At 38.0% G+C, this 13,167-nt stretch carries 10 protein-coding genes; 2 read left to right on the top strand and 8 right to left on the bottom strand.

Annotated elements, in window-relative coordinates:
- The first annotated feature begins 43 nt into the window (after positions 1-43).
- Both H5968_RS12105 and H5968_RS12110 read left to right on the top strand, forming a co-directional pair.
- Positions 44-1,633 carry a CHAT domain-containing protein gene (locus tag H5968_RS12105; RefSeq protein WP_187040160.1) on the top strand — a complete coding sequence of 530 codons (1,590 nt, stop codon included), beginning with the start codon at positions 44-46 and terminating at the stop codon, positions 1,631-1,633.
- A 123-nt stretch (positions 1,634-1,756) separates the two neighbouring features.
- Entirely contained in the window at positions 1,757-2,398 is a 642-nt protein-coding gene (locus tag H5968_RS12110) for a hypothetical protein (protein ID WP_096570535.1), read from the top strand.
- Between the two features lie 444 nt (positions 2,399-2,842).
- Here H5968_RS12110 and H5968_RS12115 read toward each other — a convergent pair whose 3' ends face one another.
- From H5968_RS12115 to H5968_RS12150, 8 genes are all read right to left on the bottom strand, one after another.
- Positions 2,843-4,213: a PrsW family glutamic-type intramembrane protease gene (locus H5968_RS12115; protein WP_096570533.1), complete on the bottom strand. Its 1,371-nt coding sequence runs from the start codon at positions 4,211-4,213 to the stop codon at positions 2,843-2,845.
- A gap of 201 nt (positions 4,214-4,414) precedes the next feature.
- Entirely contained in the window at positions 4,415-4,870 is a 456-nt protein-coding gene (locus H5968_RS12120) for a nitrate reductase associated protein (RefSeq protein ID WP_137667144.1), read from the bottom strand.
- 186 nt (positions 4,871-5,056) lie between these two features.
- Positions 5,057-5,515, bottom strand: coding sequence for a phosphate-starvation-inducible PsiE family protein (locus H5968_RS12125; RefSeq protein ID WP_096570529.1), 459 nt, complete (start codon positions 5,513-5,515; stop codon positions 5,057-5,059).
- Positions 5,516-5,645: 130 nt separating this feature from the next.
- Complete coding sequence (locus H5968_RS12130; protein WP_187040161.1) at positions 5,646-7,826, bottom strand: molybdopterin oxidoreductase family protein; 2,181 nt, start codon at positions 7,824-7,826, stop codon at positions 5,646-5,648.
- A gap of 121 nt (positions 7,827-7,947) precedes the next feature.
- On the bottom strand, positions 7,948-8,793 hold the full coding sequence (locus H5968_RS12135; RefSeq protein ID WP_187040162.1) for a nitrate ABC transporter ATP-binding protein: 846 nt from the start codon (positions 8,791-8,793) through the stop codon (positions 7,948-7,950).
- 46 nt (positions 8,794-8,839) lie between these two features.
- Positions 8,840-10,786: a nitrate ABC transporter ATP-binding protein gene (locus H5968_RS12140; protein WP_187040163.1), complete on the bottom strand. Its 1,947-nt coding sequence runs from the start codon at positions 10,784-10,786 to the stop codon at positions 8,840-8,842.
- A 100-nt stretch (positions 10,787-10,886) separates the two neighbouring features.
- The gene (gene ntrB / locus H5968_RS12145) at positions 10,887-11,729 is read right to left on the bottom strand and encodes a nitrate ABC transporter permease (protein ID WP_096570521.1); all 843 of its coding nucleotides are present in this window, start codon (positions 11,727-11,729) and stop codon (positions 10,887-10,889) included.
- Between the two features lie 104 nt (positions 11,730-11,833).
- Positions 11,834-13,159 carry a CmpA/NrtA family ABC transporter substrate-binding protein gene (locus H5968_RS12150; RefSeq protein ID WP_187040164.1) on the bottom strand — a complete coding sequence of 442 codons (1,326 nt, stop codon included), beginning with the start codon at positions 13,157-13,159 and terminating at the stop codon, positions 11,834-11,836.
- Positions 13,160-13,167: the final 8 nt, after the last annotated feature.

The following is a 13,167-nucleotide window of genomic DNA, read 5'->3' on the forward strand; positions in this document are numbered from 1 at the left end:
TGTTGTCAATTATTAGTTCTTAGAGTTTAGTTTCCACAAATCCATGTCCTGCCTAAATCTGGCGATCGCTCGTCTAGTAAATACTGGAAATGATAATTTCGCCATTTGGGTCGTTAAAGCTCCCTATCCCAGTGGTTATGTTTTGCGTGACTGTGTTTTTTCTCCTGAACTGAGTCAAATTTGGCAAGAATGGCAGCAAATGTTTGCTGGTCATAGTCCTCTGGATATTGCTTTGGCTTCGACATCTCCAGGGGCTAAGTACATGACAATTGATTTGAATTTACCCCAGGGCGGTCAAACTACCAGTCCCTACAGTAGTCGGTTGATGCAATATTTAGGCATCAGTTTATGGCGTTGGGTATTCGATGGACAAATTCTTGGTAGTCTAGAACGTAGTCGCGGTATGGCTATGGGTCAAAATAAACGGTTGCGCTTGCGATTGGAAATTCGTGACCCTGATCTAATTGCGCTACCTTGGGAAATTATGCAGCGCGAACCCGGCCAATCAGCAATATCTCTTTCCCAAGATATTTTATTTAGTCGGACTATTAGTGAAGTTGAACCTCTGCCAAATTTACGAACAGATCCAGCTTTAAAAGTCCTGTTGGTTTTGGGGCATGATGATAAATTAGAATTGGAAAAAGAAGCTGCTATTCTGGAAAAAATTTTGTCAGAATGTAGTCCATCTCGGAAAAATTCTGTATCAGCTTGTCTGGTGAAGACACTCTTGCAACCCACTTCACAACAGTTAATTCAAGAGTTAGAAACCCAAAGCTACAACGTCTTTTTTTACGCTGGTCATGGTATGCCAGACCCTGATGGTGGTTTATTATTTTTGGGGACTGATCTGACCCTCAATGGCATCGAATTAGCCCAAGTATTGACCCGCACAGGTGTAAAATTAGGGGTGTTTAATGCCTGTTGGGGAGCGCAACCAGCAGCAATTAATCAACAAGCTATACCTGCAAGTAGTTTAGCGGAAGTCCTGATTCGTCATGGTGTCCCTGCGGTACTAGCGATGCGGGATGAAATTGCAGACCAAGAAAGTCACAGTTTTATTCAAGCTTTTGCCGAAGCTTTGCGATCTCGTAAACCAATTGATGAAGCAGTGGCAGCAGCTAGACAAGAACTGTTAACAGTATATAAGTTTAATCAACCAGCTTGGACTTTACCAGTTCTCTACCTGCATCCAGATTTTCATGGTGATTTGATCAAAAGTGTGGATGAAGGAATTACGGAATTACCAGATACTGCTATTTCTGGTATAAATTCTCCAATACCTACGGCTTCTTTGCGATCGCTTTCACCAGAAGGTAAAACTTGGTTACTACGTTCTGGTGTCACTCGTATTGGTCGCACTAAAGATAATGATATTGTTATCCCTGAACTCTATGTTTCTAAACGCCATGCCGAAATTCTCTGCCGGAATATTATCGCTGGTTCTCAATCAGTTCCCACTTATTACCTGCAAGATTTTTCTACTTACGGTACAACTTGGTGTTTAAGTCCAAATGGTTGGCAACAAATTCTCCGTGAAGAAATACTTCTGACATCAGGTATGAAATTAAAGTTTGGCAGTGCTAAAGGCGAAACATGGGAATTTGTGATTGAAGATATGAACAGTGATTGGTGATTGGTGATTGGGAAGAGTAACTAATGACTCATGACTAATGAATTATTTTTTGCGGAAATTTGAATATTCCAGTTGTAGCTGACAACAAGAATAAATTAATGCTAATTAATTGTGAGGTGAAACATGATTAATAAAATCCATGAGTTAGATACTTGTCAATTTTTACCATCGACAGTAGATTTAGAATTATTAGCAGCACTACTACAACCTGAAGATGAGACTTATCCGTGGGATCTGGCTGATCAAGAATCAGAACCTTATTTTCATCAACTAGAACAGCAATTTGAATATGATGATTTATTAGGAGAAGACCTGACTAGGCGATCGCAAGATTTTTATCAGAATTTAGACAAAATTTGGGATCAAGTTTACCATTCTAAAACTGACCGTGATGAACAACCATCTAAATGTATAAAATCAGCTTTACATAGTGTTTTTGCTCCTTCTGTTCCTTTAAGTTGGCTAAATACTATCGCTCAAAAAGCATCGGAAATTATCAATAATGTAGAACAATCTACAAGTGAGAAATTAGTAGAATGTGTGCAAACTTTACTGCCAAATTTGCTCACAGAAGACTTATTTGTTTTAGCCCGCCGTTTTGAACCTGCTATGCGAAGTAATGACCAACAAAAATTGGCAGTTATAATCAGCAATATTGAAAATCGAGATTGGACAGGTTTATCAGAAATAGAACAGGCGAAAGTTAGTTTAGCAATTGCTGATTATGCCTTCAAAGAACTTTCTAATTTACAAGATGAATCGTAAATTTCTGCCGATACAAAAAAGCTAACTAGGGTTTGCTGAAAAAGTCTTTTTGTGGGGGCAGGCAAGAGGCAAAAGGCAAGAGGCAAGAGTTTGGGCTATCTGTTATCCCTAGATTTTATGACTTATTCAACTCAAAATGCACGGTTTTGGGAGTATCCCCCTCAAAAATCTTGCACCTACTTTCTTTTTTAGCAGCCCCAACCCCTTGATTTATCTAGGTTTTACATTTATTCAGCAAACCCTACTTAAAGAAAAAATCGTTCCTATCCAACTCTTGAAACTGTCACCTGTCACCTGTAACCTAGCCTTCACAGATAACTTTTTCAACAAACCCTAGCTAGGGCTTGCGCTAACAGAGCTTGTCGAAGTGTCGAAGTGTTCCCTGTTCCCTGCCTCCACGACAAGACTTTGATGCCTGACAGCACGCCACGCGAACCGCAAACCCTACTTGTGTTCGAGGAAGCGAGTAGCGAAATTTTGCGATCGCGTGGGTGATAATGCTCGTGCTTTGAGAATTGCGGCCATCAAAAATGCATAAGATAAAACACCGACAACCACCAACAGCAAAGCATTAATAGAACCAGTAGCATTCCATAAAGCATGGAGAGCGGAGGCGCTTAAATAACCAACAGTGAGAATTTGCCAACCCATCAAAGGTTTGAGGACAGCTAACCCGATAAAATAGCCTAAATAGCCGCTATAAGCCATGTGTCCAGCGACAGAACCTAAAATGCGGGGAATTAATAGTTGTAAACCCACCAGTTGACCTGCGCCTACTCCTGATTGTTGAGTGACATTTTGTGTAATCATTGGTACATATTGGCCAAGAGTTTCCAGCAAAGTAAAACCCACAGCAGAAGCAGTTCCCAGAAGAATGCCATCTAGTGGTTCCCAAACTCCGATCCGTTCTTTCCAAGGTGATGGTACTGAATCACCGATGAAATATGCAGCTAATATTGGTAATGCCTTGAGTAATTCCTCCATTAAACCTGCACCAAAGAACATTCTGATCAGTAATTCAGTGAAGGTAATAGAATCTTGAGATGAGGGTAAACTACCAGGCAAAATCACGCGAAATACAAAGATAAAAAAATCTAATAAAGGACTGACTAAAATTAGCATTGTACTCACTGCCATAGCTATGAGTACCCACCAAGGCTTTTGTTTACCGCAAAGTTGGTAAACAAAGTAATAAGCAGCTGAGGCGATATAAGAGCCAACAATTACTTGATTTGCTTGGGGATGACCTACAGTACCGAACATTAACACTACAAAGATTACTGTTAATATTCCTGGTATGAGGTAAGCTTTGCGAGTTAAATCTTTACCGGTGGAAATGATGGGAAATAGCTGTGTAAAACTAACAGAGTCATGCTGTGAGTGCAGTTTTCCATTTTTGGTAGAGGCTCTTGCTGTACCTTGGTTAGTTGTGATTACGGTTGGTTGGGAAACAAATTCATGCTCAAATATGAATTGTGGACCATCAGCACCCAAAGAAATGCGATCGCCGTGGTGTAATTCCTGAGAACCTACCAAAAGTTGACCATTTAAAAAAGTACCATTGGCACTGTTTAAATCGCAAATCACCCAGCTAAATCTGCCATCTGGTGATAGGGAGAGGGGACGAACCACTGCATGACGACGAGACACCATCCTGTACATCATGGCATCCAAGACAACTTGGCAGCTAGGATCACGTCCAATGACCATTTCTTGATTCGGAAGCAGTGAGTAGCGAGATTCTGACTGGGAAGCTACTTCATTACTAGACACTAGCCGCAGAAATGCATTCTGTCTTGCGTTTTTGCCTGTCATCGAGTTAGTGAGTGTGTCTAAACAAATTCATGGCTTATGCCATGCTACGCGATCAAATGTTTGGGTAGTAGACTTAATCTTAGCCTGAGAAACGGCAGCACCTCCGATAAATACAACTATAGCTTCACTAACCGATGCTTTGCTCCAGTTCAAAATACAAAATGTTGAATTAACAGCAGTCAGGAGTCAGGAGTCAGGAGGCTAAGTTATCTGACATTCTGCTATTGCTTTGGGAAAGTTGTTGTTTTCATGTCCAGAACGGCTGAGTTTAATTAGAGCGAACCTTTGTAATTGAGTTAACTTTTCCCACTTTTGTAAGGTAATAGTCACACCTATTGCTTGTGCTTTTTCCTGAACACTGGGTGGTATAGTTGCAATGTCCATCCAAGGGGGATGAGGTTCAATGGGTAATTTAGTAGCTTGGTTGCCTGTATGTTCTAAAATTAATTTTTGTAGGTAATCTTGGTAAAATTGAATTTCTGTTTCTTTGGCACAAGGTAATTCTACTAAATTAGCACGTTCTAATGTAGTCATCTGATGCCAATCAGACAATTTCAATTTAATACCACAGGTATCCAATTTGTAACGGACTTGCATCGGTATACAACGGAGAGAGTCAACAAAATCTGCTTCAAATTCAAAAAATTCGGCTGTCATGGGATTTTAGATTTTGGATTTTAGATTTTGGATTTTATGTAAGTAATCAGCTATCAGTAATCAGCTTTTACCTATAAGTGTGGATTAGGAAAATTTTGCAGATGAAATTTGTGTTTTTTAGTATCTTGCTGACTGCTGTTATCGTAGCGTGCCGTTAGGCATTAGCTTACAGCCAAATGCTGAAAGCTAATTTTGATCATTAGACCTACTAGAACGAATTATTAAATAACTAATTGAAAGAGCAAGTACAGCAATTCCTAAACCAATAATATCAATTCCTGTGACTTTTTCTAAATCTAGAATAATAATTTTTCGGGCAACAGCAATTAAAGAAGTAACAATTACTAATTCAACTTGAAAAACGTGCTTTTTGAGATAAGCTGTGATATTTTCTAAAATTTCTAAAGCAATGAGAATATTTAAAAATAAACCAAATACCTTAAATACAACTTTCTTAAATTCACCATAGGGCGCATTAAATAATTCGTTGAACAGAAAAATACTTAAATCTGAAATTGCCACAAAAATAACTATTACCATCAAAATGGAGAGAATCTTAGAAACTATTACTTCGATGTTTTCAATGACGTGCATGAAGTTATCGTCGCTAGTCCAAGCTTTAATTTGCTTAAATAATCTCTTCATTAGTTTCTCACACTCCAATTGATACTCCAAAATAAATCTTCAAGAATCATCAAGAATAATCGTTACTATAGATTATGGACTATATTAGCCGTTCTTGAGGAATTTACTTAGAAGTTTACCATTGTGAAGCTTACCATTGTGAAGACTGAAGCTGATAATTTTTGGTGGTAATTTCTACAGAAATTGGAACTAACTGCACAGCACAAGCTTTTAATTCTGGTTGCAAAGAATCAGGACATGATTCAGAATGAGTTAAAGCGTTAGCTTCAGCATCATCTGCCCATAGCTTACCCCAGTGCATGGGGACAAAAACAGTACCGGGGGATATAGCTTGAGTGATTTTAGTAGGAAACTTAGCTGAACCACGACGCGATCGCACTTCCACCACCTGACCATCAACAATACCTAATTTTTCTGCATCACGGGGATGAATTTCTAGAAACGGTTCGGGGTGCATTTGTTTAATTTTATCAATTCTTCCGGTGCGGGTTTGGGTGTGCCAATGCCCGTATAATCTTCCAGTAGTTAAGATAAAAGGATAATTAGGATCAGGTGGTTCAGCTAAACCTTTAGAATAATATGCACCAAACTTAGCGCGACCATCTGAAGTATGAAAACGTAAATTTGTATATAAACGTTGAGTTTCTGAATTTTTACCCTGAGAAAAAGGCCAATGAGTTGGACCATTTATTGATAACAACTCATGACTTAAACCAGACATATCACAAGGACGATCACAAGTTAATTGAACAAATTCGTGATAAACTTCGGCGGAATTTTGAAAGTTAAACTTATCTTGAAAACCTAATCTTCTGCCCACTTCTGCGAAAATTTCCCAGTCTGGTTTTGCTTCTTTTGGTGGTGTTTGAAAAGCTGAACATAACGTTACTCTTCTTTCAGAATTAGTCATAATTCCAGTTTTTTCACCCCACTGGGCAGCAGGTAATAAAAGATGGGAATAAGCAGTAGTTTCTGTTGGATAATAAGCATCTTGATAAATAGTAAAAGGAGATTTTAATAACGCTTTTTTAGTCCGTTCTAAATCTGGCATACTCACAGCAGGGTTAGTTGCAGCTATCCATAATAATTGGACATTTCCAGATTCTAAACCTGTAATCATATCCCAAGCATTTAAACCAGGAATAGGTGAAATTTTACCCCTTTCTAAACACCAAAAGTCCTCAACTTCTTGGCGATGTTCTGCATTTTTTACTAACCGATATCCTGGTAATAAATGCGATAAACCTCCTGCTTCTCTACCTCCCATTGCATTAGGTTGACCTGTTAAAGAAAAAGGACCAGCACCGGGTTTACCGACTTGTCCAGTCATTAAATGTAAATTAATAATAGTTCTAACTTTTGCAGTACCTTCAGAAGATTGATTAACACCCATTGACCATAAAGAAAGTACAGATTTTGATTTACCCCAATATTTTGCAGCCGTTTCTAAATCTTCAATAGAAATACCACATTGACGGGTAACAATATCAGGAGAATAATGACGAATTACTTCTGCATAAGCTGGAAAATTGCTAGTACAATCATCAATAAAAGCTGTGTCTAAATAATTCCATTTCATTAATAAATAGGCAATTCCATTTAACAAATCAATATCAGTACCAGGACGAATAGCTAAATGTAAATCTGCTGCTTCTGCGGTAGGAGTGCGACGGGGATCTACAACTACCATTTTTACATGACGATTTTTTTTATGATATTTAGCTAATCTGTTAAATACAATAGGGTGACATTCTGCGGTATTTGTTCCTATTAAAAAAGCACAGTCTGTTAATTCTAAATCATCGTAACAACAAGGAGGGCCATCAGAGCCAAAACTTTGTATATACCCAGATACCGCACTAGACATACAGAGACGGGAATTAGCATCGAAGTTATTAGTTCCTAAGCAACCTTTGAGTAATTTTTGGGCAATATAATAATCTTCTGTTTGAAATTGTCCAGAACCATACATACAGATTGATTCTGCACCGTGATTAACTAATGTTTTTTGAATATTTTGGGTGATAATATTCAAGGCTTCGTCCCAGGTAATGCGTTGAAAATCTTGATTTAATGATTTTCTAAACATGGGATAATGTAATCTATTTTTGTGAATTGCTTCGGTAATTGTTGCACCTTTTACACATACCATTCCTTGACTTGACGGATGATTTTTGTCTCCTCTAACTCGCCAAGTTGGAGTTCCATCACTATCTCTATTCGTAGCTTTTCCATGTTGTGCGGGTGGGGAAACTTCTAAACCGCAACCAACACCGCAATAAGGGCAAAGTGTTTTTGTAATTTCATTCATAATATTTGGGATTTTTTTATTGCACGCAGAGACGCAGAGAGAGGTTGTTGCATCTTCTTTGCGTTCTACCCTGCGGGATCTCCTGACGGAGATTGCGTCTTTGCGTGAGTTGTTGAAGAATTTACTCTTCAATGTGGGCGCAACGACGATAGAGAAAGTCTAAAGCGTAATTTCTCAAATGATAATATTCTGGGTTTTCCATGATGAGGCGACGGTTGCGAGGACGAGAGAAGGGAATTTCTAATACTTCGCCAATATTTGCTGCTGGTCCGTTGGTCATCATAACTAATTTATCTGCTAGAAAAAGTGCCTCATCAATGTCATGGGTAATCATTAAAACTGTGACTTGATGATCTGACCAAATTTGCAGTAGTTCTTCTTGTAATTCTTCTTTGGTGATGGCATCTAAAGCACCGAATGGTTCATCTAAAATCAGGACCTGGGGACGAATAGCTAAAGCGCGGGCTATGGCTACTCTTTGTTTCATTCCTCCTGATATTTGATTGGGTTTCTTTTGGGCTGCTTCTGTTAGTCCTACCATTGCTAAATGTTCTCTAACTATTGCCCGTTTTTCGGGTTGGGTTTTATTAGGAAATACGGAATCAACAGCGAGATAAACGTTATCAAAAACATTCAACCAAGGTAGTAAACAATAGTTTTGAAATACCATCATCCGGTCGGGTCCCGGTTCGGTGATGGGTTGACCTTGTAAACACACTACACCGTTTGTAGGTTTATTAAACCCAGAAACCATATTTAAAAGTGTGGATTTTCCACAACCGGAATGTCCAATTAAACAAATAAATTCACCTTCACGGACTTTCAGGTTAATGTCATCTAGAACGGTGTATGGACCTTCGGCAGTGGGGTAAATTTTGTTGACACCATCAATTACTAAAAAGTCTTCTTGTTTCTGGGTTTGTAATTGTTGAACTTTGGTTTTGTTATTGAAGTTTAATGTTGTCATGATTTTTTGGTAATAATAGGTAATTAATGGTTCAAAAAACTAACGACTAAATAAAGACTTCCTCGACTCGAAGCTGGCGTTTAATTTCCGAACTTTTGAGATATTCAATTGGTTCGGAAGGGTTAAAGATTTTGCCATCAAATAGTTGAATTGTTTCTTCTCGTCCAATATCTAAAATGCCCATTTCTCTTGCGGCTGCACCAAATATATCTGGACGACAAACTCTATCAATGACTTCTACCCAGTTTTTGGGGAAAGCTACTAAACCCCATCGGGCTAATTGGGTTAATATCCATAGCATTTCATTACGGTCGGGATAGTTGGCTTTATGGAAATAAAATTGGTGGAAAGTTTGTTTTCGATGGTGATTATTTTGTGGGTAATTATCTATTAAAGCAGAATCTAAATCTAAATTAGTTAATGTGAGAACTTCTTCCCGGTTACGAGTGTCGTCACAATATTCACAGGCTGCTAATAGGGCTTTTATTAATGCTAAATGTGTTTGTGGATTTTCTTGCGCCCAGTCTTCTCGCACTCCTAAAATTTTATCAGGATGTCCATTCCAAAGTTCTGATGTGATGGCAATAATAGAACCTATATTTTCTGCAATTGCGTGTGTGTTCCAAGGTTCTCCAACACAGTAACCATCAATTTTTTTATCTTTTAAAGCATTCACCATTTCCTCTGGTGAAATTGTCATTAAACTGACATCTATATCTGGTTCAATTCCTCCTGCGGCTAACCAATAGCGTAATAATAAGTTCTGCATTGATGCAGGATGAACCACGCCTAAAGTGTGGGTTTTATCTAGATCAGCGTTGATGGTTTTTTGAAATTCTGCTAAATTTGTTACTCCATTATTAAATAATTCTTTGCTGAAGGTAATGGCGCTACCATTGCGAGAAAGGGTCATGGCTGTAACCATTGAAATGGGCGTTTTACCACCTGCACCTAATGTCATTGCTAGGGGCATTCCCGCTACCATTTGAGCAGCATCAAGTTTTCCTGTGGCTACACCTTTAGCAATTTCTTTCCAGCTATTTTCAGGTTTTAGATTGACTTCTAAACCATATTCAGCAAAGAAACCTTTTTCCTGAGCAATTATTAAAGGTGCGGCTTGGGTGAGGGGAATATAGCCAATTTCTAAATGTACTTTTTCTAAATTTTTGTGAGAAATAATTGCTGGGGCTGTGGGTTGTTTTTGCCGTTTTTTCGCTTGTTTTTGTTGGTTGAGGAAGTAGATCATTTCGTTCCGCAAGTTGTAATAACTGGGATGGTTAACTACTTCCAAACGTTGACGGGGACGGGGAATAGGAACTTCTAAAATTTGCCCAATATGTGCTTCTGGACCATTGGTTAACATAACAATGCGATCGCTCAATAATAAAGCTTCATCAACATCATGTGTCACCATCACAGAGGTAATTTTGTGTTCATTACAAATTTTCATTAATTGTTCTTGTAAATTACCTCTGGTTAACGCATCCAAAGCACCAAAAGGTTCATCTAATAACAACAATTTCGGACGAGTAGCTAAAGCACGGGCGATCGCAACTCGTTGTTTCATCCCCCCAGATAACTCACTAGGATGTTTGTTAGCTGCACGTCGTAAACCCACCAGATCAATATGTTCTTCTATTATTTCTCGACGTTCTCTTAAAGGTAAATTTTGATGTACTTCATCAACAGCTAAAGCAATATTTTCTCTTACAGTTAACCAAGGAAGTAAGGAATAATTTTGAAAAACTACCATCCGATCTGGACCAGGTTCTCTAACTTCTCTACCCTCCAAAGTCACCCCACCAATACTAGCTCTATCTAAGCCAGCAATAATATTAAGTAAAGTGGACTTACCACAACCAGAATGACCAATTAAAGAAATAAATTCACCCTGGCGAATTTTCAACTCTATATTTTTTAAAGCGATATATTTACCACCATTAGGGAGGTTAAATATTCTGTCTACGTGGTCAATTTCTAAAAAAGTCTTCATAGGTTTAGCAATGGGTAATTGGTGTTCGTTTAGATCCCCGACTTCTTTTTCAGGCTGTAATTAAATTATAAATAGATGTTAGAAGTCGGGGATCTGAGAATTATTTGTGTTCTGTTTGCACAACTTTATCAGCAATAAAATCCACCATTCTATCTAACAATAAACCCACCAAACCAACATAAACTAACGCAATAATAATCTCACTCAAATTAGTTTCTGTACTCGTGTTGTAGGCATCCCAAATAAACGAACCAATACCCACACCACCAACTAACATTTCGGCTGCGACAATTGCCAACCAAGATAAACCAATACCAATTCTCAAACCTGTGAAAATATAAGGAACAGTTGCCGGAAACACAATTTTCAAGAAATATTTGTCCTTACGTAAACGTAAAACGCGAGCCACATTTACATAATCTTGGGGAATATTTTGTACACCCACAGTTGTATTAATTAAAATCGGCCAAATTGAAGTAATAAAAATTACGAAAATTGCCGAAGGGTTAGCTTGTTGAAAAGCAGCTAGAGAAATAGGCAACCAAGCCAAAGGAGGAATAGTTCTTAATACTTGAAAAATTGGATCTACAGCATTATATAAAAACTTATTCACCCCAATAAATATTCCTAAAACCACCCCTACAACTGCTGCTAAAGAAAAACCTAAAGCTACCCGTCCTAAACTGGTCAATATTTGCCAACCTAAACCCTTATCACTGCCACCATTATCAAAAAAAGGCTGAATAATAAAAGGGTCCCAAGTTTCAGAAAATGTTTCAATCGGACCAGGTAACTGAAAACCAGGAATTAAACAAAGTAATTCCCACAAAACCAGAAAAATCAATAAACCAAAGATTGGTGGTATTACTTTATTTACTAAAAACTTATTAATTACCTTCTGCTGTTTACTACTAACTCTACGACTTCCAACACTAGCAGCCATTTCTTACTCCTTAATTCTCTTTTCTCTGCGCCCGTGAACCTGAAAAATTGAATAAACATACCAAAGGTAACGGGTAGGGGTAATTCATGAATTACCCCTACTACTTAAACTTTCTTAAGTTGCAAACTCTTTAAATATTCCTCCGGTTTTTCTGGATCAAATTTTACCCCATCAAAAAATGTTTCCACACCACGGGAAGAACTTGTAGGAATTTCTGCTGCTGCTACTCCTAAAGCTGTAGCTGCTTTTTTCCATAAATCTTCTCTATTTACCTGATCAACCATTTCTTTGATTTTCGTATCTTTAGGTAAATAACCCCAACGAATTTCTTCAGTTAAGAACCAAGTATCATGACTCTTATAGGGATAGGAAGCATTATCAGCCCAGAATTTCATCCGATAGGCAAAGTTTTCTTCCTTGCGTCCATCACCATAATCAATATTACCTTTAGAACGTTCTAAAATGTCAGCCACAGCCACATTAAAGTATTTTCTGTCAGCACAAATTTTACACATTTCCTCTTTATTTTCTGGCTTTTCACACCATTGTTGTGCTTCCATAATTGCCATTAATAATGCTTGTGCTGCGTTAGGATTTTTGTCAACCCAATCTTTTCGCATAGCAAAAGCTTTTTCGGGATGATCATTCCATAATTCACCAGTAGTTAAAGCAGTATAACCTAATTTTTGGCTAACTAATTGCGCGTTCCAAGGTTCACCTACACAGAAAGCATCAACAGTACCAACTTTCATATTAGCTACCATTTGTGGTGGTGGAACTGCTTCTAAAACCACATCTTGATCAGGATTAATACCACCAGCAGCTAACCAATAACGAATCCATAAATCATGAGTACCACCGGGAAAAGTTATGGCAACTTTCATAGATTTATTATCAGCTTTGGCTTTATTTACAGCGTCTTTTAAAGCTTTACTTTGTAAGCCGACTTTTAAATCTTTTAATTTTTCAGCCACAGAAATAGCTTGACCGTTGGTATTTAATCTGGCCAATAGATACATTGGAACTTTATCATTAATGGTCATTAAATAAGGCATTGGGCTGAGAATATGTGCGCCATCAATACCACCACCAGATGAGGCAATTTTTAGATTATCTCTTGTGACTGGCCAGGATTTTTGTTTGCTGACTTCTACATCAGTCATGCCATATTTGGCAAAGAAACCTTTTTCTTTGGCAATAATTAAAGGTGCAGAATCTGTTAAAGCAATAAATCCTAATTTAGCTTTGGTTGTTTCTACTTTTGGAGCATTACTAACTGTGGAATTGTTAGCAAGTTGGGCAGTGGAAGAAGCTGCACTATCTGTTGTTGCTGACTGAGAGTTATTAGATGAACAACCGTGCGCTATAATGGAAGTCGCTGCCGCTAAACTGGAAGTAATAATAAATTTTCTGCGGGAAATATTGCTCATTTTCAACT

The sequence above is a fragment of the Sphaerospermopsis sp. LEGE 00249 genome (assembly GCF_014299995.1).
Lineage (GTDB): Bacteria > Cyanobacteriota > Cyanobacteriia > Cyanobacteriales > Nostocaceae > Sphaerospermopsis > Sphaerospermopsis kisseleviana.

Bases quoted from the DNA above. Each gene is read 5' to 3' on its own strand.
- H5968_RS12105 (WP_187040160.1), top strand. From the start codon at position 44: ATGTCCTGCCTAAATCTGGCGATCGCTCGTCTAGTAAATACTGGAAAT.
- H5968_RS12110 (WP_096570535.1), top strand. From the start codon at position 1,757: ATGATTAATAAAATCCATGAGTTAGATACTTGTCAATTTTTACCATCG.
- H5968_RS12115 (WP_096570533.1), bottom strand. From the start codon at position 4,213: ATGACAGGCAAAAACGCAAGACAGAATGCATTTCTGCGGCTAGTGTCT.
- H5968_RS12120 (WP_137667144.1), bottom strand. From the start codon at position 4,870: ATGACAGCCGAATTTTTTGAATTTGAAGCAGATTTTGTTGACTCTCTC.
- H5968_RS12125 (WP_096570529.1), bottom strand. From the start codon at position 5,515: ATGAAGAGATTATTTAAGCAAATTAAAGCTTGGACTAGCGACGATAAC.
- H5968_RS12130 (WP_187040161.1), bottom strand. From the start codon at position 7,826: ATGAATGAAATTACAAAAACACTTTGCCCTTATTGCGGTGTTGGTTGC.
- H5968_RS12135 (WP_187040162.1), bottom strand. From the start codon at position 8,793: ATGACAACATTAAACTTCAATAACAAAACCAAAGTTCAACAATTACAA.
- H5968_RS12140 (WP_187040163.1), bottom strand. From the start codon at position 10,786: ATGAAGACTTTTTTAGAAATTGACCACGTAGACAGAATATTTAACCTC.
- ntrB (WP_096570521.1), bottom strand. From the start codon at position 11,729: ATGGCTGCTAGTGTTGGAAGTCGTAGAGTTAGTAGTAAACAGCAGAAG.
- H5968_RS12150 (WP_187040164.1), bottom strand. From the start codon at position 13,159: ATGAGCAATATTTCCCGCAGAAAATTTATTATTACTTCCAGTTTAGCG.